At 62.2% G+C, this 19,522-nt stretch carries 16 protein-coding genes; 5 read left to right on the top strand and 11 right to left on the bottom strand.

The annotated features are described in order from the left end of the window. Positions 1-288: 288 nt before the first annotated feature. Positions 289-867 (top strand): YggT family protein, encoded by a 579-nt coding sequence (locus ACK5NW_RS11855; RefSeq protein ID WP_416928270.1) that lies wholly within the window; start codon positions 289-291, stop codon positions 865-867. Positions 868-898: 31 nt separating this feature from the next. Here ACK5NW_RS11855 and accD read toward each other — a convergent pair whose 3' ends face one another. The 8 genes from accD to ACK5NW_RS11815 all read right to left on the bottom strand — a co-directional run bounded on the left by accD (position 899) and on the right by ACK5NW_RS11815 (position 10,808). Next, positions 899-1,768, bottom strand: coding sequence for an acetyl-CoA carboxylase, carboxyltransferase subunit beta (accD, locus tag ACK5NW_RS11850; protein ID WP_416928268.1), 870 nt, complete (start codon positions 1,766-1,768; stop codon positions 899-901). Beyond that, entirely contained in the window at positions 1,765-2,610 is an 846-nt protein-coding gene (trpA, locus tag ACK5NW_RS11845; protein ID WP_416928266.1) for a tryptophan synthase subunit alpha, read from the bottom strand. The genes accD and trpA overlap by 4 nt, the downstream gene beginning before the upstream one ends. Continuing rightward, positions 2,607-3,887 (bottom strand): tryptophan synthase subunit beta, encoded by a 1,281-nt coding sequence (trpB, locus tag ACK5NW_RS11840; RefSeq protein WP_416928264.1) that lies wholly within the window; start codon positions 3,885-3,887, stop codon positions 2,607-2,609. The genes trpA and trpB overlap by 4 nt, the downstream gene beginning before the upstream one ends. Continuing rightward, positions 3,884-4,594, bottom strand: coding sequence for a phosphoribosylanthranilate isomerase (locus ACK5NW_RS11835; RefSeq protein ID WP_416928262.1), 711 nt, complete (start codon positions 4,592-4,594; stop codon positions 3,884-3,886). The genes trpB and ACK5NW_RS11835 overlap by 4 nt, the downstream gene beginning before the upstream one ends. After that, positions 4,591-5,373: a tRNA pseudouridine(38-40) synthase TruA gene (gene truA / locus ACK5NW_RS11830; RefSeq protein ID WP_416928260.1), complete on the bottom strand. Its 783-nt coding sequence runs from the start codon at positions 5,371-5,373 to the stop codon at positions 4,591-4,593. The genes ACK5NW_RS11835 and truA overlap by 4 nt, the downstream gene beginning before the upstream one ends. A gap of 90 nt (positions 5,374-5,463) precedes the next feature. Further along, positions 5,464-8,064, bottom strand: coding sequence for a FimV/HubP family polar landmark protein (locus tag ACK5NW_RS11825; RefSeq protein WP_416928258.1), 2,601 nt, complete (start codon positions 8,062-8,064; stop codon positions 5,464-5,466). A 202-nt stretch (positions 8,065-8,266) separates the two neighbouring features. Next, complete coding sequence (gene asd / locus ACK5NW_RS11820) at positions 8,267-9,397, bottom strand: aspartate-semialdehyde dehydrogenase (protein ID WP_416928404.1); 1,131 nt, start codon at positions 9,395-9,397, stop codon at positions 8,267-8,269. A 262-nt stretch (positions 9,398-9,659) separates the two neighbouring features. After that, positions 9,660-10,808, bottom strand: a complete 1,149-nt coding sequence (locus ACK5NW_RS11815; protein WP_416928256.1) for an AI-2E family transporter — start codon at positions 10,806-10,808, stop codon at positions 9,660-9,662. 140 nt (positions 10,809-10,948) lie between these two features. On the opposite strand from ACK5NW_RS11815, the gene purN reads away from it, so the two are divergent. Further along, positions 10,949-11,548 carry a phosphoribosylglycinamide formyltransferase gene (gene purN, locus ACK5NW_RS11810; protein WP_416928254.1) on the top strand — a complete coding sequence of 200 codons (600 nt, stop codon included), beginning with the start codon at positions 10,949-10,951 and terminating at the stop codon, positions 11,546-11,548. Positions 11,549-11,958: 410 nt separating this feature from the next. Here the strand turns inward: purN and mutS are convergent, their stop codons facing one another. Together mutS and ACK5NW_RS11800 are read right to left on the bottom strand one after the other, a co-directional pair. Continuing rightward, positions 11,959-14,589 carry a DNA mismatch repair protein MutS gene (gene mutS / locus ACK5NW_RS11805; protein WP_416928252.1) on the bottom strand — a complete coding sequence of 877 codons (2,631 nt, stop codon included), beginning with the start codon at positions 14,587-14,589 and terminating at the stop codon, positions 11,959-11,961. Between the two features lie 114 nt (positions 14,590-14,703). Next, complete coding sequence (locus ACK5NW_RS11800; protein ID WP_416928250.1) at positions 14,704-14,988, bottom strand: hypothetical protein; 285 nt, start codon at positions 14,986-14,988, stop codon at positions 14,704-14,706. Positions 14,989-15,097: 109 nt separating this feature from the next. On the opposite strand from ACK5NW_RS11800, the gene ACK5NW_RS11795 reads away from it, so the two are divergent. Together ACK5NW_RS11795 and greB are read left to right on the top strand one after the other, a co-directional pair. Next, on the top strand, positions 15,098-16,213 hold the full coding sequence (locus ACK5NW_RS11795; protein ID WP_416928248.1) for a LysR family transcriptional regulator: 1,116 nt from the start codon (positions 15,098-15,100) through the stop codon (positions 16,211-16,213). Positions 16,214-16,220: 7 nt separating this feature from the next. Beyond that, on the top strand, positions 16,221-16,817 hold the full coding sequence (greB, locus tag ACK5NW_RS11790; protein WP_416928246.1) for a transcription elongation factor GreB: 597 nt from the start codon (positions 16,221-16,223) through the stop codon (positions 16,815-16,817). Positions 16,818-16,827: 10 nt separating this feature from the next. On the opposite strand, the gene ACK5NW_RS11785 is transcribed toward greB, so the two are convergent. Further along, entirely contained in the window at positions 16,828-19,161 is a 2,334-nt protein-coding gene (locus ACK5NW_RS11785) for a hypothetical protein (RefSeq protein ID WP_416928244.1), read from the bottom strand. 193 nt (positions 19,162-19,354) lie between these two features. Between ACK5NW_RS11785 and ACK5NW_RS11780 the strand changes: the two genes are divergently transcribed. After that, entirely contained in the window at positions 19,355-19,513 is a 159-nt protein-coding gene (locus tag ACK5NW_RS11780; protein WP_416928242.1) for a hypothetical protein, read from the top strand. The last annotated feature ends 9 nt before the right edge of the window (positions 19,514-19,522 follow it).

Here is a 19,522-nt window from a genome sequence, read left to right as displayed (position 1 = left end):
GGCAACCGACTGGGCTTTTCTTATGTACCATACTATTTTGGGTTCATCGTTGCGCAACCCATTTTGCGCAATGACTTGAATTTTTTGCGCGGCATTCTTCAGGCCGTTGCGCCCTTCTTGCTGGCGGTCCAGCCGGTTGAAATACCCACTGGCACTGACCTCCAGCACCTCGTAGAAAATGCTATTGTTTGCGGCGGAAAGAGGATTAGGGCGTCGTTATGATCATCACATGGGCAGCCCGCGCGGTTGATTGGTACTGTGCGCAGGGCGTGAGAAATGGTGTTGAATGTGTCGCTGATACTGCTTCAAATCATTGTTTTTTTGTTGGAGGTGCTGACCACTCTGGTGGGTGGCGCCTGTTTGCTGCGCATGTACATGCGCTGGACGGGTGTGCCGTTCAACCATCCGCTGGTGCGGTTTGTGCACGCCCTGTCTGACTGGCTGGTGGTGCCGCTGCAAAAAGTGATTCCGCTGCGTGGGCGGGTGGATGCGGCCAGCTTGCTGGCGGCGTGGGGATTGAAGCTGGTGCACTATGCCCTGCTGCTGGTGCTGATGGGGGCAGGGCATTGGGCGGCTTTGCCGGTGGTGGCGCTGCTGGGGGTGGCCAAGCTGGCGGTATCCGCTGCGACGGCGCTGGTGATTGTGGCGGCGGTGCTGAGCTGGACGCAAAGCCGCTCGCCGCTGCTGGACATGGTTCAGCGCCTGTGTGGGCCGCTGCTGGCACCTGTGCGCAAGTTGGTGCCGCTGGTGGGTGGGGTGGATTTGTCGCCGGTGATCGTGGTGGTGGCGATGCAGGTGTTGTCGATGTTGATGAGCGCCGCACAAGACGGTTTGCTGGCGGCGGGCCGTTTGCCGCCCATGCTTTGATGACCAAGGGCGGTGTACTGGGTTGCTGCGCTTATTGCACGGCGTCAGCGGGCTGGCGCTGCAACATGGCCAGTATGCTGGCCACTTTGTCGCGCAACTCGCGGCGATCGCAAATGAAATCGACCGCGCCTTTGTCCTGCAAAAACTCGGCACGCTGAAAGCCTTCGGGCAGTTTGACGCGCACGGTGTTTTCGATCACGCGTGGGCCGGCAAAGCCAATCAACGCCTTCGGCTCGGCAATCACTACGTCGCCCACAAAGGCAAACCCGGCTGATACGCCGCCCATGGTGGGGTCGGTCAGCACGCTGATGTAGGGCAGGCTTTTTTTGGCCAGGCGGGTGAGGGCGGCGTTGGTTTTGGCCATTTGCATCAGGCTGAGCAAGCCTTCTTGCATGCGTGCGCCGCCGGTGGCGGTAAAGCAAATGAAGGGCACCTTTTGCTCGATGGCGGTTTCCACACCGCGCGCAAAGCGCTCGCCCACGACGCTGCCCATCGAGCCGCCCATGAAGTCGAACTCAAATGCGGCGGCCACCACAGGCACGCTTTTGACGGCACCGCCCATGACGATCAGCGCATCGGTTTCGCCGGTGGCCTCCAGCGCTTCTTTCAGGCGCTCGGGGTATTTGCGGCTGTCTTTGAACTTGAGCGCATCGAGGGGCAGCACTTCTTGTCCGATTTCGTAGCGGCCTTCGCCGTCCAGAAACACGTTCAGCCGCTGGCGTGCGCCCATGCGGTGGTGATGGCTGCAATTGGGGCAGACGTTCTGGTTTTGCTGCAAGTCGGTGGCGTAGAGCACGGTTTCGCACTCAGGGCATTTGATCCACAGCCCTTCGGGCACCTGGCGGCGCGCGGTGGCAGATTTCTGGAGTTTTGGGGGCAGTAGTTTTTCGAGCCAGCTCATGAATGCTCCTTGTTGGGTGCAATGATTGTGGGGCCGTTGTCGAGCGCGGCGCGGATCGGTTGCAGGAACTCAATGGCCGCAGCCACCACCTTTTCAGACGGTTGGTATTCGATCAATTGAATCAGCCGACTGCCAATGACCACCGCATCGGCCACACGACCAATGGCCTGGGCGGTGTCGGCGTCGCGAATGCCAAAACCCACGCCTACGGGCACGTGCGCGTGCTGGCGGATGCGCGGCAGCATGGCTTCGACTTGCGCTGTGTCGAGCGTGCCTGAGCCGGTGACGCCTTTGAGCGAGACGTAGTAGACGTAGCCGCTGGCCACTTTGGCCACTTGCTGCATGCGTTGATCGGTGGAGGTGGGGGCCAGCAAAAAAATCAGATCCATGCCGTGGGCGTGCAATTGGGCTGAAAAATCCATGCACTCTTCGGGCGGGTAATCGACCACGAGCACGCCATCAACCCCTACTTTGGCGGCGTGGCGCACAAAAGCACCGTCGCTGTGGGTTTGGTCGTAACGCTCGATGGGGTTGGCGTAGCCCATCAGCACCACCGGGGTCTTGTCGTCTTTTTTGCGAAAAATGGCGACCATGTTCAGCACCTCGGCCATGCCGATGCCCAGTGACAGGGCCAGATCGCCCGCTTTTTGGATCACCGGGCCGTCGGCGCTGGGGTCGGAAAAAGGCACGCCCAGCTCGATGATGTCGGCCCCGGCGGTGACCATGCCGTGCATCAGCTCGGGCGTGATGTCGGCATAAGGAAAACCGGCGGTGACGTAGGGAATGAGCGCCTTGCGGCCCTGCTCTTTCAGTGCGGCGAAGGTGGCGGCGATGCGGCTCATTGGGCAGCTCCCGGTTTGAAAGCGCCTTTGACCACGTGGCCGCGCATGGAGGGGCGGTCGTAAAAATCAGCCCCGTCCAGGTCGGCCACGGTGCCGATGTCTTTGTCGCCCCGGCCCGAGAGGCAAACGAGGAGGGACTGGTCGGCCCGCATGGTGGGGGCCAGCTTCATGGCATGGGCAAAAGCGTGGCTGGATTCGAGCGCGGGGATGATGCCCTCGGTGCGGCACAGGTGGTGAAAGGCTGCCAGTGCCTCGGCGTCGGTGGCACCCACGTATTCGGCGCGGCCGGTGTCTTTGAGCCAGGCGTGCTCGGGGCCGACGCCGGGGTAGTCCAGCCCGGCGGAAATGCTGTGGGTTTCGGTAATCTGGCCGTTTTTGTCTTGCAGCACGTAGGTGCGGTTGCCGTGCAGCACGCCCGCGCTGCCACGTTGCAGGCTGGCCGAGTGTTTGCCGCTGTCCAGTCCTTCGCCCGCTGCCTCCACACCGATCAGACGCGTTTTTTCGTAAGGGATGTAGGGGTAGAAAATGCCCATGGCGTTGCTGCCACCGCCCACGCAGGCGATGACGGCATCAGGTTGTTCGGCAGCGATTTTTTGATTTGCCAGCATGGTCGGCATCTGCGTCAGGCATTCTTGGCCGATGACGCTCTGGAAGTCGCGCACCATCATCGGGTAGGGATGTGGCCCGGCCACGGTGCCGATGATGTAGAAGGTGTTGTCCACGTTGGCCACCCAGTCGCGCATGGCTTCGTTCAACGCGTCTTTCAGCGTTTTGCTGCCGCTTTCGACCGGCACCACGGTGGCACCCAGCAGCTTCATGCGGTAGACGTTGGGGCTTTGACGCTTGACGTCTTCGCTGCCCATGTAAACCACGCATTCCAGCCCATAGCGCGCGCAAATGGTGGCGGTGGCCACGCCGTGCTGGCCGGCACCGGTTTCGGCAATGATGCGCGGCTTGCCCATGCGCTTGGCCAGCATGGCCTGACCGATGACGTTGTTGATCTTGTGTGCGCCAGTGTGGTTGAGGTCTTCGCGCTTGAGGTAAATTTGCGCGCCACCCAGCTCGCGGCTGGTGCGCGCGGCGTGGTAGATGGGCGAGGGGCGACCCACGTAGTGCGCCAGCTCGTAGTTGAATTCGGCCAGAAAGTCGGCGTCGTGCTGATATTTGGCGTAGGCACCCTTCAACTCGTTGATGGCGTAGGTAAGTGTTTCGGAGATGAAACTGCCGCCGTAGCGGCCAAAGTGGCCGCTGGCGTCGGGTTGCTGGTAAGTGGTCATTTTGCTACTAAAAACTGAGCGTCTGCGGCACGCACGGCGCGCACAAACGCGTGAATCTTGTCGACGTCCTTGATGCCCTTGAGCGGCTTGCCGTCAGGACCATCGGCTTCGACGCCGGAGGAAACGTCAACCGCGAGCGAGAAGCCGCGCCCGCAAAGTGCGGCGATTGCCTCGCCCACGTTTGCAGGTGTAAGCCCACCAGACAAGACGAGGTGAGCAGGAACGTTTGGTGGCAGCTGTGACCAATCGAATGTCTTTCCGCCGCCGCCATACCCGTCAACGTGGGCGTCGAGCAAGATGGCTTGGGCTGAGGCGTAATCGTGCGCAAATTTTACCAAGTCGAACGCTGCCGTTTGATCATCGGGTATGCGGGCAGCACGCCAGAACTGCCGCCCCGCCTGCTCGGCAGCAGTGCGGCAGTTGGCAACGGTTTCATCACCATGAAATTGCAGCACAGCGCCCGCCACACTTACGCAAGCAGCTACGATTTTTGCGGTATTTTCATTAACGAACAGCAACACTGGCGTGACCATGGGAGGCAGCCTCTGGGCCAGTTCAGCCGCTCGATCAAGAGTGACATAGCGAGCGCTTTTGGGGTAAAGCACGAAGCCGATGGCGTCGGCTCCGGCGGCCACGGCGGCATCCACGTCCTGCTCGCGTGTCAGGCCGCAGATTTTGATACGAGTACGCAACGGTAATCCACTCATGGGAGCCAATCATAGGCGGCTGTGCGCTCGGGCAGATTCCAGTGCGCGGCGTATCGAGGGCCGAGAAAATACAGCCCGTCGGGGGCGAAAGTAGGGGCAGTGGCATCACGGTTGCGTGCGCGCAGCACTTCGCTGATCCATTCCGGCGGCTGTGCGCCCTGACCAATGTGCAGCAGGCAGCCCATGAGGTTACGGATCATGTGGTGCAAAAAGGCGTTGGCTTCAAAATCAAAACGCCAGTAGGGGCCACGGCGACTGATGGCGATGCGCCGCAATTCTTTGATGGGTGTCAATGATTGGCAGGCACTGGCACGGAAAGAGCTGAAGTCGTGCTCGCCTATCAACCGGTTGGCTGCCGCCTGCATGTGGGCTTGATTCAGCGGACGAAACACCCAGCCCACGCGTCCGGCTTCGATGCTGGGGCGGGTGGGGGATTCGAGCACGATGTAGGCATAGCGGCGCGCCTGTGCGCTGGATCGGGCATGAAACGCATCGGGCACAGGTTGCGCCCACTGCACTGCGATATCGGCAGGTAAATAGCGGTTGGTGCCACGCACCCAGGAAAAGGGATCACGGGCCAGATCTGTATCGAAATGAACCACCTGCATCAGCCCATGCACGCCAGCGTCTGTGCGGCCTGCACAGTGGGTGGTGATGGGGGTGGTGGCAAACTGGGTCAGCGCATGCTCCAGCCGGTCTTGTACGGTTTGGCCGCTTGGTTGGCTTTGCCAGCCCTGGTAGGCCGATCCCAGGTAGCTGATGCCCAGAGCAATTCTCACGGCTGTGATTGTCGCGCATGGACGGAGGCGGAAGGCATAAAAAAACGGCACCAGAGAAGGTGCCGTTTTACAAAGATGAAGTTGGCGTCTTTAGCTCAGTTCAGCCAGGAAGCGTTCTGCCCGTGCTTTGATGTCGCCGGAGCTTTCAGCAATGACTTCTTTGACCAGTGTGCGTGCACCGTCGGCATCGCCAATGGCGTAGAACTCCTTGGCCAGCGCCAGTTTGGTGGCGATGGGGTCGTCGTCGATATTGGCTTGCTCAGTCAGTGGCCCTTCATTGGCTGGCGAATTAGAGTCGGCTGACAGATCACCTAAGTCGAACTCAATCATTCCTGAGTTGTGCACGGGTGGGGCTGGCTCGGCGGCGGGTTTTTCAGGCATTAACTCTGAAGGTGGAGCAAATTCCATGCCTTGTTCGGCCTGGGTGCCCGGAGAAGCCGTTGTGCCCAAGTCCATATCTACCGGCCCGGTGGTTGTGGCTGCCGCAACAGCTGCTGCAGCAGCAGATGTAGAGTGTCCTGCGGCTGGAGAACGAACAGGAGCATTTTCCAGATCCAGCATGGATTCTGGAGAAATGGCCGTGTTGACGCGTGTTTTGTCTAGCAATTGTGCGGTTTGCGGTTCAGTGTCGGCACCGAAGGTGTGTCGTGCAGAAGCAGGTGCCGTTTTTAAAACCGGTGCACCACCTGGTTTGTACAGTGGGTTGTCCGGATCAATCTCGACACCAAGGGTGGAGATGGCTTGCCAATCAGGGCCGTCGCCACGGGTTAACTCATAGGCTTCAGTGGCAATCGACTCCAATGCGCGTGCATCGCGGCGTTTGGCGTAAATTTCGGCCAGCTTGCGATGAACGCCCACACGCCCGGTATGAGTACGCAAGGCTTCTTTCAGAATTTCTTCAGCTTGCATGTCCCGGCCATAAGCCAGATAGACGTCGGCCTCAGCCACAGGGTCGACATCGCCAGCAGCATCCAGCTGGCTGGGTGAATAGGCCATGGAGGAGCTGCCCGAATTGGCAGTTTCGCGGGTGTTCACCCGTTGACCACCGCTGGCACCAAAGAAAGAGTCGGGCTGTAAACGGCTTTCGATGAATGAGCTGTCGAGCGATGATGTTGTTTGTTTTTTGCGTTGGCGCGTACGGTAAACGCCAAACAGTGCCAGCAGCGCAGCCAGTGCACCGCCAGCAAGCACTAACGGGTTGCCTGCTAGTGATTCCAGGAAGCTGGGTTCTTCAGGAGGAGGTGGTGGTGCAGGCCGGGGCTTGGGTTTGACCACTGGTGTAGCAACAGGTGCAGAGGCCACGGGCGCAGCTGCTTCGCTGGCAGCTATCGAGGCAGCAGAAGCTGATTCCGTTAGCGCAGGGGCAGCAATTACATCGCTGGCGGCTGAAGCTACCAAGGCTGGTACGGATGCTGATGCAGCCTGATCAGGCGCGGATGCAACAGACTCACTCACAGGCGTAGGGGCAGATGCTGGCAAGTCGCTGGTAGCTGATGGAGTACTTACGGGCACATTCAGCCCCGGTGCGCTGGCGGCTTTTTGTAATGCATCCAGTTCTTGACGGGTGCGGTCAAGCTCTGCAACCCGGTCGGTTTGCTCTTTGGCTTGACGTGATTGCGCTGCTGTAGATTCAACGCTCGACGCAGAGCCACTTGGGGCTATGGTCAAGCGGTCTTGTTTGGGCGGCGGCGCTGCACGGTCATCGACCTGCGGTTGTACGCTGCCTGAGGCGCTGCGGCTGCTGGATGTAGAGGCGGTGACGCGCGCGTTTTGTGCCAAGCCGCGGCGATAGGCATTGAAGCTGCGCGACTGGGCCACCACGGCGCGGCGCGCGGCGCGGCGCGATACAGCGCTGGCTTGTTCGGCGGTGGGCATGTTGAGCACGGCACCAGCGCGCACCAGATTGACGTTGCCGTTGATGAACGCCTTCGGGTTGGCGCGCAGCAGTGCAATCAGCATTTGATCGAGCGACACGCCATCCACGCGCTGCGCGCTGACGATGCCGTAAGCTGTGTCGCCACGCTGTACGGTGACCTGGCCACCGCCGCCACTGATTGGAGATGGAGTGTCTGGAGCGGGAGCACGGCGTGACGCACGTGCGCGCGAAGCCTTGCGGTTGGATGACGTGGCTTCGCTGTCTGGGGTGACCTGCTGGGCGCGTGGCGTCGTACGGGAAGGGCGGTTCGAGGAAGTGACTTGGGATTCTGTGACGGTCACAGACGCAGGCTCGCTGCGCTTAGGCGGATCGACCAGCATGGTGTAGTCGCGCACGATGCGGCCATTGGCCCAGTTGGCTTCAATTACCACGCCCATGAAAGGCTCGTTGATGGGCCTGTCGCTGATCAGACGCAAATAGGCCTGCCCATTTGGGCGGCGTTGCAGGGTCAGTTTGGCACCAGTCAAAGCAGGTGAAAATTCAACGCCTGCAGCTTGAAAGTCCTGCTGGGATGCGATGGCGGCCTGAAAGGTGGCCGCTTCTTCCGACGAGATCTGCGGCACTTCAATGTCAGCCCGCAGTGGTTCGCCCAGTGCCGAGCGTACGGTCACGGCACCCAGTGCCAAAGCTTGTGCATCGACGCTGATTCCTAAAAGGGCGAGCGCGGCGGCAGAGGCCAAAACGGTGGTTTTCCAGCGCGGCAGTGCGGCGTGGCGGATGGAGTCCTCAGAAATCTCGGCGATTTTGTTGTGCATAGTGTGATGGGGCGAAGCCAAACCTCGCCGATACAAACGTGAAAATCAACATTAACAGCAACGAATTAGGCTGACAAGCTGAGACATTGCTTAACTATATTCACTTGTTCACACAGCTTGCAATCAGCTTTGATAATGTTGTCTGATGACAACGGGTCAGCCTGCCCCCAACGTACCCGGCGGGGGCAGGAGGCGGCCCATGTCAAGCTTGCAGCAGGATGCGTAGCATGCGACGCAGTGGTTCGGCGGCACCCCACAGCAACTGGTCGCCAATGGTAAACGCGCCCAGATATTCAGGCCCCATGGCCAGCTTGCGAATGCGGCCGACCGGAATGGTCATAGTGCCGGTGACGGCCACTGGGGTCAAATCGGCCAGCGTGGACTCTTTGTTGTTGGGAACGACTTTGACCCAGGCGTTGTCGGCAGCGATCATGGCTTCGATATCGGCCACGGGCACGTCTTTTTTCAGCTTGAAAGTCAGCGCCTGGCTGTGGCAGCGCATGGCACCGATGCGTACGCAAAAGCCATCCACCGGAATGGCAGCCGTGCCAAAGCCTTCGCCCAGTCCCATGATCTTGTTGGTTTCGGCCATGCCTTTCCATTCTTCGCGCGAATAGCCATCGCCCAGATCCTTGTCGATCCATGGGATCAGGCTGCCGCCCAGTGGTACGCCAAAGTGGGCGGTTTCAGCTGCGCTCAGACTGCGTTGTTTGGCGATCACTTGGCGGTCGATTTCCAAAATTGCGCTTTTTGGGTCGTCCAGCAGTGCTTTGACTTCGGCGTTCAGCGTGCCGTACTGCGTCAGCAGCTCTCGCATGTGCTGTGCGCCGCCGCCGCTGGCTGCCTGGTAGGTCTGGGTGCTCATCCATTCGACCAGTCCGGCCTTGAACAACGCGCCCACGCCCATCAGCATGCAACTGACGGTGCAGTTGCCGCCGATCCAATTGTTGCCACCTTTGGCCAGGGCAGCTTCGATGACTGGCATGTTGATTGGGTCGAGCACGATCACTGCGTCACTCTTCATGCGCAAGGTGCTGGCCGCATCAATCCAGTGGCCCGTCCAGCCCGCAGCGCGCAGTTTGGGAAATACTTCGGTGGTGTAGTCGCCGCCCTGGCAGGTCAGGATGATGTCGCACTTCTTTAATGCCTCAATGTCGTGGGCGTCTTTCAGCGTTTTTTCGTTTTTGGCCATGGCAGGGGCCGTGCCGCCTGCGTTGCTGGTGGAGAAAAACACCGGCTCGATCAGGCTGAAATCATCTTCAGCCTGCATACGGTCCATCAAGACCGAGCCGACCATGCCGCGCCAACCGACGAGGCCAACTGCGTTACCGATTTTCATGAGAATGCGCGCCTTTCAAACAAAGTGAATCTGTCTGACTTGGCCTCCGGCTCGTCTGGCTGCGGAAGGCGTGCGCACGACGAACCAAAGGCTTTAGTCAGCCCTTTTTGGTGGTCGTGGTAATGATGAGAGAAGGGAAGAAAGAAGATGCCATGCACGCCGCAGCGCGGCGGCAAAGCGCCTGCGCAGATGGATCAAGGGTGATCGGGACATGCATAGTGAGTCGCATTGTATAGCTTGCCGCCGCAGGCAGACGCTATGAATCGGTGCCGTGTTGTGCTGGCGGCACAGCAGCATCTTCTCTGACCCAGCCCATGAACACCTGATAGCCCAGCGCCAGCAGGGTGGCACCGACGAACATGCCCACAATGCCGCCGCTGGCCATGCCGCCCAAGGCTCCCAGCAAGATGACAGGCATGGGCGCATCGACGCCGCGGCCCAGCATCAGGGGTTTGAGCACGTTGTCCACCATGCCCGCTACGGCCAGCAGCACGGTGTAGACGATCGCCATGACGGTGGTGTGCTCGCCGCTCATCCAGATATAGACGATGGCGGGCAGGGTGACCAGCAATGCGGGCAATTGCGCAATGGCCAAAATCAGCACCACCACGCTCAAGATGCCGGCCAACGGCACGCCCGCCACCAGCAGGCAAAGGCCAATCAGCAGCGACTGGATCAACGCCACACCAATCACGCCTTGTGCCACTGCCCGTACGGTGGTGGCGGCCAGCCGGGCATATTGCACGCCCCGCGCTGGCCCCATGATGCGGGCAAAAATGGCCTGACCAGTTTGCGGCCCCAAGGCCCCACGCGACAAAATCAGTCCGGCGATAACGATGGCACCAATGAACATCAGCACCCCCAGACCAATGCCCGCCACAAAACCTAACGCGGCCTTGGCCACTTCGCCAATCTTGGGTTGCAGGCTGTGCACCAAAGCGGGCAGATCGGCGTGAGCGCGTTGCCACACGTCAAACAGCGGCTGGCCAATCAGGGGCCAGCGGGCTATGCTTTCGCGCGGGGGCGGCACTTGCAAGGTGTTGGCCTGCACGCCATGAATCAATTGCTGGACAGAGTCGCCCATCGAATTCATCAACACCGCCGTGGGCACCACGATCAACAGCAGGCCCAGCAGCACCAACACGGCGGCGGCCCAGCCCTGGCGCCCGCCCATGCGGCGCGCCAGCATTTGATGCAGCGGGTATTGGGCGATGGCCATGATCAGCGCCCATGCCATCAGGGTTAAAAAAGGTGAAAAAATTTGATAGCACAACACCGCCAGACCAGCGATCAGACCCGCGCGGATCAGCACATCCATCAGGCGCGACGTGTTGGGCGGTGACAGCTGCGCATCGGCCTCATCGGATAATGGTGTGGCGGGTATCTGGGCGGTGCGGGGTTCCACGGCAGGCTCCAAGGAAAGAGGCTTTGAATTAAATCTATTGTCGTACTTTAGATGGACTTTGGGCAGCACCAATACGCTTGAGTGCTTGGGCCGAAAATTCCGGCGTGCGACCAAAGAGGGCGAGGATAATTCAGCCTCACATGAAAAACGTGGTCATTCTTATCTCAGGCACCGGCTCCAACATGGCCGCCATTGTGCGCACGGCGCAGCAGCAAAACTGGGCAACCCGTCTGGGTGCGCGGGTGGCTGCGGTCATCAGCAATCGGCCCGGTGCAGGCGGCTTGCGCACGGCAGCTGATGCGGGCATTGCCACTGCGGTGGTTGACCACAAGGCGTACCCCAGCCGCGAAGCGTTCGACGCTGCACTGATGCAGGCCATCGACGCCCATGACCCCGCTGGGCAGCCCGCCCTGGTCGTGCTGGCCGGGTTCATGCGCATCCTCACGCCTGATTTTGTGGCGCACTACGAGGGAAGATTGATCAACATCCACCCCAGCTTGTTGCCTGCCTTTCCTGGTCTGCACACACACCAGCGCGCGCTGGACGAAGGCTGCAAGCTGGCGGGTGTGACCGTGCACCGCGTGACGGCCGAACTCGATCATGGCCAAATCCTGGCCCAGGCTGCCGTGCCCGTGCTGCCCGGTGACACCGCTGATACGTTGGCCGCGCGGGTGCTGACGCAAGAGCATCTGATCTACCCACGCGCAGTGGCGCAATTGCTTCAAGAACCTATTTGTTAGAGCAAAAACGCTGTTAAACCAAAGTGCCACCCCATGATTTTTGTGCAGACCAGTGGCTGGATGGGCGAGTGTTCGTTCGCACTATGTACAAGCTCTCTCAACGCCACCGCCTGCACCAGCTCCACCGCTCCAATAGCTGGCGTTGCCGCCCAGCGCACTGAGCGTGCCGCCCGATAACATCTGGAAACTCCGGGCCAAGCAGGTCAACCCGGTGGCACGGCATTGCTTTCTCATGAAGTGGGATCCTTAGAGCGTGTTCAAAGTCTCTGCGCGGGTGTGTCGGCGCGGCCTCGGGCGGTCTGCTGCGTTGCAAATGCTCGCGATACCGCCAGGTATCGCTGCGGTTTGCGCCTTGCAGCCCATCCCGATTCGCATCCCATACTCCTCACGCTGAGACTTTGAACACGCTTTTAGCCATCTTGTCTGGTGACCAGTTTTTTGAGCTGATACAGCGCATCCAGCGCGTCGCGGGGGCTCAGGCTGTCGGGCTCGATCCGGGTCAGGGCGGCTTCGACAGGGCTGGGGCCGCTGATCTCGGCGGCGGCCGGTGGCGGCGCGGCAAACAGATCGACCTGCGCGCGGCTGTCGCTGGCACCTTGCTCCAGTTGCGCCAGCGCGTGGCTGGCGTGGCGCACCACGGCGGCGGGCACGCCGGCCAGGCGCGCCACCTGAATGCCGTAGCTGCGGCTGGCCGGGCCGGGCTGCAATTCGTGCAGAAACACGATGTCGGTGCCGCTTTCGGTGGCTCTGACGTGCATGTTGACGGCGGCGCGGTGGCTGGCGGGGAACTCGGTCAGCTCAAAGTACTGTGTGGCAAACAGGGTGAAGGCCTGCACCTTGTCGTGCAGGTGGGTGGCGATGCCGCTGGCCAGCGCCAGGCCGTCGAAGGTGCTGGTGCCGCGGCCAATCTCGTCCATCAGCACCAGCGATGCGGCGCTGGCGGTGTGCAGGATTTGCGCCGCCTCGGTCATCTCCAGCATGAAGGTGGACTGGGCGTTGGCCAGGTCGTCCGCCGCGCCGATGCGGGTGTGGATGGCGTCCACCGGCCCCAGGCGGCAGCTTTGCGCGGGCACATGACTGCCCATGCTGGCCAGCAGCACGATCAGCGCCACTTGCCGCATGTAGGTGCTTTTGCCGCCCATGTTGGGGCCGGTAATAACCTGCATGCGGCTTTTCAGGCCCAGTACCGTGTCGTTGGCGATGAAGGGTGCACCGCTGGTCTCAGCCAGGCGCGCTTCGACCACCGGGTGGCGGCCCGCGCGAATTTCAATGCATGGCTCGCGCACGAGCTGCGGTGCGCACCAGTTCAGGGTGAGCGCGCGTTCGGCCAGGCTGCACAGGACGTCCAGCGTAGCCAGGGCGGAGGCAAAGCGCGTGAGTTGCGGGATGTGGGGTTGCAATTGAGCCAGTAACTGCTCGTACAGCCACTTTTCGCGCGCCAGTGCGCGTTCTTGCGCTGACAGGGCCTTGTCTTCAAATGTCTTCAATTCGGGCGTGATGAAGCGCTCGGCGTTCTTCAGCGTCTGGCGGCGGCGGTAGTCCTCGGGCACTTTGGAGGTCTGCGCTGCGCTGACCTCGATGTAAAAGCCGTGCACCTTGTTGAACTGCACGCGCAGGTTATTGATGCCGGTGCGCTGGCGCTCACGGCCCTCCAGCTCGATCAGAAAGGCGTCGCAGTTGTCCGAGATGGCGCGCAACTCGTCCAGCTCGGCGTCCAGGCCGGGGGCGATGACGCCGCCGTCGCGGATCAGCGCAGCCGGCTCATCCAGCAGCGCCGCTTGCAGCAGGGCGGTGGCTTCGGTGGGCGGTGAGAGGTCGGCAGCAATTTGAGTTAAATATGGCTCTGTGGCTTGTTCAATAAGCGTAGTCAGCTCTGTTTTTTGTAGCGTCTGGCGCAGCGCCACCAGCTCGCGCGGGCGCACCTGGCCCAGCGCCAGACGGGCCGTGATGCGCTCCACATCGCTGGTGCCTTTGAGCTGCGCACGCAGCTTCTGCCACAAGCCGCCGTTTGGCCCGCCGCCTTGCAGTGCGCCGATGGCGCCCAGCCGCGCGCTGGCAGCGGCGCGGTCGCGCGCGGGCGACAGCAGCCACTGGCGCAGCAGGCGGCTGCCCATGCCGGTCATGCAGGTATCCAGCAGCGACAGCAGCGTGGGCGCGTCTTCGCCGCGCAGGGTCTGCACCAGTTCGAGGTTGCGGCGGGTGGCAGCGGGCAGCTCGATCAGCTCGTCAGCGCGCTCCACGTGCAGGCTGTGCACGTGTGTCAGCGCACGGCCCTGGGTGTGCTCGGCGTAGGCCAGCAGCGCGGCGCAGGCGGCCTGGGCTTGGGGCAGGTCTTCGGCGTTCCAGGCGGCCAGGCTGGCGCTCTTCAACTGCTCCAGCAGTTTTCGGCGGCCCAGCACGGCGTCAAACTGAAAGTCGGGCCGCCGCGTGACGGCTGGCACGTGGCCTGAGGCTGGGCGCAGCGTGCTCAGGCGCTGGGCCAAGGCGTGGGGCGCGTCGGCGGGGAAAAGCAGCTCGCTGGGGCCGATGCGCTCCAGCCAGGCGGGCAGCTCATCCATGTGACATTCAGCCAGGTGCACGCGCCCTTGTGTGACGGCCAGCCAGGCCAGGCCGCAATGCTGGCGCGCGCCGGGGGCCACCGCCAGCAGCAGCGATTCGGCTTTGTCGTTCAGCAGTTCGGCATCGGTCAGCGTGCCGGGCGTGACCACGCGCACCACCTTGCGTTCCACCGGCCCCTTGCTGGCACCCACGTCGCCCACCTGCTCGCAGATCGCGACCGACTCGCCCAGCTTGATCAGCCGTGCCAGATAGCCCTCGACCGAGTGGAAGGGCACCCCCGCCATCGGAATCGGCTGCCCGGCCGACTGCCCGCGCGTGGTCAGCGTGATGTCCAGCAGGCCGGCAGCCTTTTGCGCGTCGGCGTAGAACATCTCGTAGAAGTCACCCATGCGGTAGAACAGCAGGGTGTCGGGAAAGTCAGCCTTCAGGCGCAGGTACTGCGCCATCATGGGGGTGTGCTGGGAGAGGTCCGGTTGATCCATACCGGGCGATTATTCCCTCAGCCGGGGGCATCGCTTTTGATGGTGCGCCGATGCCGCGCTGCTTGCGGGGGGTAGCACACCGGCTGACGAGGGTGCCGGGTGGGCCACCGCCGCTTACATGAAGTACGGCTTGTCGCCGTCGCTGCCGGGTTTGTTCATGCCCAGGTTGGCACCCACGTGCAACGCAGGGTTGGCGATGATCTTGGCGATCAGGCCGTTCTCGGCCAGCTTCTTCGCGTACAGGCCAGCGGTCTGCTCCTTGACGCCGCCACCGGGGTGCGACACGACCACCGCAGGATATTGCCTGCCTTCGTCAAAGCCGGGTGGAAAGTTCACCACCGCCGCCATGGTGATGCCCTGGCCATTGAGGTTCTTGAAGTTGACTTTTTGCGCTTTCATTCGGCTTTCTTCCTTGTATTTGAGTATGGGAAACCGGACAGAGTAGCCCCGAAATTTTGTTCCAACATAAGCCTGAAATTCGGACATCACTGTTAAGCGCTGATTGACAATGGAGCCTTTCGATCCCGCCCGACTGCCGTCGCTGGCCTGGTTTGCGTACATCGCCCGGCACGGCAGCTTTACCCGGGCGGCGGCGGAGATGGGGGTGTCGCGCGCGGCGCTGTCACAGAAGCTGAAGGCGCTGGAGCGTCAGCTGGGCGTCAAGCTGCTTCAGCGCACCACGCGCGACATGGCATTGACCGAGGAAGGCCAGCGCCTGTACACGCAACTGCGCCCGGCGCTGCAATCGATCGCCCAGGCGGTGCGCGGCCTGGGCGACGCGCGTGCCGAGCCGGCTGGTCTGCTGCGCATCAACAACTCGCGCGTGGCGGCGCACTTTGTCATCGAGCCGCATCTGGCGGAGTTTTTGGCGCGCTACCCGCTCCTGCGGCTGGTGCTGGACGACGGCCTTTCCAACATCGTGGCCGATGGGGTGGACGCTGGCATCCGCCTGGGCGAGAGTCTGGCACCGCACATGGTGGCGGTACCGCTGACGCCCAGGCAGGAGCTGGCCGTGGTGGGCGCGCCAGCCTACCTGGCGCGTCGCGGTGTGCCGACCACCCCGGCCGAGCTGATGCAGCACGACTGCGTGGCCTATCGCCACGCGTCCAGTGGTGCCATCTTTCAGTGGGCGTTCCGCCACCCGGACGCGGGCGGCATTGGCTTGGCCGTCGCGCCACAGGGCACGTTGGTGCTCAACGACACCGAGGCCATGGTGCGCGCTGCGCTGCACGGCCTGGGTCTGGTGCAGATGCTCGAAATCGCGGTGCGCCCGCGCATGTGCAGGCGGGCGAGCTGGTGCGCCTGCTGGTGCCCTGGTGCCCGCCGTTTGCCGGCTTTTACTTGTACGTGCCCTCGCGCGAGGCGATGCCGGCGCGGGTGCGGGCGCTGGTGGATTTTCTGGTCGAAAAGCAGCGGGGCACGCCGGTCGGCCAAGGCTGAAGAGGTGGTGAGTGAGGGCTGGGTGCCGGCTCAGGTCGGCTGGTTGGGCGCAGCGGCGGTCGGCCAGGCGTTGGCGCGTCAAGGTTGCAAGGTTGTGGCGGCAGGCGGCGATTTTTCCACGCAGGCACCGCACCGCCCGGTGAAGTGGCGGGCTACCATGGGCACCTGTACCGTATTCAGATAATCTGCCCGTGAGCAAGGCCTTCACCCGCGAAACCGACCACGACCACGAGGACGACGTCGCGGCCCTGCCGACGTTGCCCGTCGGTGGCAAGAACTACATCACGCCGCAAGGCTATGCCCGGCTGCGCGCCGAGTTGCTGACACTGATCGACGACGAGCGGCCTCAGGTGGTGGAGACGGTGCACTGGGCGGCCAAGAACGGTGATCGCAGCGAGAACGGCGACTACCTGTACGGCAAAAAACGCCTGCGCGAGATCGACCGTCGCATCCGCTTTCTGACCAAGCGGCTGGAAGTGGCCGAGGTGACCGACCCCAGCGTGCACCACGGCTGCGATCAGGTGTTTTTTGGAGCCATCGTCACTTACGCTGAAGAAGGTGGCGAAGGTAAAAGTGACGATAGCCATACCGAGCGCACGCTGACCATCAAAGGCATTGATGAGGCTGACAGCCGCCAGCAAGAGGTGAGCTGGGTCAGCCCCATCGCCCGCACTTTGCTGCGCGCCCGCGTGGGCGATGTGCTGTCGCTGGCCACGCCCGCAGGCGTGCGTCAGATTGAAGTGCTGGCGGTGCAGTACCCCGCGCCTGCGCCCACCGGCAAGCGCTGAACTGCCGCCATCAGCCAGGGTACAGCGCGATGGACTTGAGCATCAGCGCTGTACCGGGCTGGCCACGCCAGATCAGTCGCAGTTGCTGAAATGGCGGCATGCGGCTGGCGGTATTCAGCGGCACCCAGGCACCGGCTGCCGAAGATTTCAACGTGCTCCAGGCGGTGGCGGGCAGCGCGGTGTGCCAGATGCCGTCGTGGGTGCCATCACAGATGTGGCCCTGCACTTCGAGCGAGATGTTCGCATCAGGGTTGTCCAGACGAACAACCAAAACCATCCCGGCTGCCGCCAGCTCGGCAGGTGAGGTTAGCGTGGCGCGGCCTTGACGACCCAATGGCAGCGGCAGCTGGCCTGCATGCTTGGACTTGGCAGGAACGCCGTCGATACGCCAGCCATCGTCATCGGCGTGCGTGGCGCAGCCGAATGTCCACAGGCGTGCGCTGCGGGGCAGATCGGCCCGCGCCAGCATGAAATGCTGCATGGCTTCTTCCAGCGGCGAGCGGCGCAGCGCGGTATAGCTGCGAAAGCCCGGCGTGCCCACGGTGTCGCCAGGGCTGCCGTTCCAGGCCATGGGCGAGATGAAGCGGCCGCCGTAATTGGCGATATCCCGTAAAGCACGGTAGGCGTCGCTGTACGGCGCGAGGCGATCGGGGGCGGTAAGGTCGGCGGTATTGAATTCGACCACGGCCCAACCAGGGCTGTAGCGGCGGAATTCGTCGAACAACGAAGCAGGGCCTTCCATTTTGATGTCGTTGACGGCGCTTTTGCCGTAGATGATGGCCCCTAGGTGCCCATGTGTGGGGGCTGAGCCTTCGATGCTCATGCCGCCCGTGTCGTAATTTTTGGCCGGGCTGTCCAGCCGCACCGGCAGCGGGTCGATCAGATCGGCAGGAGGCATGAAGCCTTGCGAGGTGTAAACGCGTTCACGTGACACGCCTGCTTCAGCCACCCATTGCGACAGCTCGTCGTAGTGTTGCTGCACCAAATGGCGGCGAAAGTGTTCCCAAACGCCCACCCAGGGGTCTTTCCAGAACTTTTGCAGTTTGGTTGGAAACTGCCGCGGCGCATCCACTTCATCCCAGTTGCGGTGCTGCTGGCCCGTCAAGGCGTCAACTTCGGCCAGCGTCAATGGCTTGGCGCGCCGGTAGCGCGACAAGTCGGGCACGCCTGGTTCGCATTGGCCCGCATAGGGGCCGTCGCCGCGCAGCCAGTGGCGAAACTGGCGCAATGTGGCAGGGTTGTAGTCGTACCACTGCGCGCCTTCAAAAAACGGGTTGATGTACACGTCGGGGTCAAGATTGACGCCAATGAACAGCGCCGGATATTCGGTTGCAAACCGGGCAATCAAGGCCGCCGCCTGTTGCAGATTGCGCTTTTTGTAGTGGCGCACCTTGGGCAAAAACACGCTCAGGCTCAGGCAGCGCCCCAATTCGGGTGAAGCGACCGAGCCGGGTAGATCAGACAGCGCCGAATCGGGCATGACCTGGTTTTTCTCGTTCCACTGGCACAGGCTTTCGTCCTGCTCCAGCGCGTCGTTCGCGTCCCACTCGACAGACTCGCACGCTGAATCGGCCCAGATGCCACCGTTGAGCGTGAACAGTACCGGCAAATCCTGTGCGATGGCCACGCGGATCACCTCGTTCAGACTGTCTTCGGCCACCAGCCGCTCGCCCACGTACTTGTCGGCCACGAAGTCGGGGTCAAACGTGTAATCGGCCTGAGCGCCATGCGTGGTGCGCAGATACAGAATCTGCACCCGCATGCCGACCTTGACGGTGCGGCTTTCGTAAGCGGCAAACGTGTCCTTGATGTCCACCGCGCCCGTTTGGCCCACGTGGCTGGTGGCGATGGGCAGGTAAAACACGTCGTCTTCGCTCGTACCGCGCTCATCCAGCAAAGCCGACCAGGCGTGCTGGTAACCATGCGGCAGCACAATGCGGCGTCCCAGCGAAACAGGTGCCGCTGGTGGCATCAGGGCCAGCAGCTCGATGGTGTGGACGGCTTCGCTTAAGTGGCCCACCTCAACCTCGCCCTCAAAACCTGCACACTCGGCATGGGGTGTGCCGACAAAAGCGGCCTCCACGTCGGCACGGTGCAAGCCGGCGTTCAGCTGTGCCAGCGGCTGACCGTCAAGCAGTACCTGCACGCCGGCCAGTGCGTGCGACCCAATGGCCCAGCCCTGAACATACAGACGTTGATTGCCTACCCATTCAAAGCGGTCGATGCTGGAGCGTACCGGTGCTGCAGCAGCGGCGTAGGCGCTTGGCACTGCCGATTCGGCTGGGTGACGTGCGGGCGGTGGTGCGGTTTGATCGCCCAGTGCGCGTTTGAAGGCATTGCGCAAACGACGGACACTGGTTTTCCATGGGTTGTTGGGATGGCGGGGCAGGGGATTGGCTCCTCGAATGTGCGTGGATCGGGAGTTTAGGTCCAGAGGCCAGCCAAGGCGCAGAGACCGGTTTCCCCGAGTCTGATCAGCAGGAGTGTCACTGAGCCGCAGCCAACGGGTGGGCACGAAACGGGCGTGCAAGGCAGGCATGGTCTGGCGACGCAGTCATTCGGCCAGTTGGGTGTCGATCGGTGCCGAGGGCACATGGGGAGCCGACCGCAAGTTCTTGGTGCTCAAGCTCGGTGAGGCCATGGGCCTGACCGTGATTGGCAAGTTTAAGGGGCTGATGGGTATTGCCTTACTTTGAGTTGGGCCA

The sequence above is a fragment of the Ottowia sp. genome (assembly GCF_047975795.1).
Taxonomy (GTDB): Bacteria; Pseudomonadota; Gammaproteobacteria; order Burkholderiales; family Burkholderiaceae_C; genus Ottowia.
This window is presented reverse-complemented; position numbering and strand designations above follow the sequence as displayed.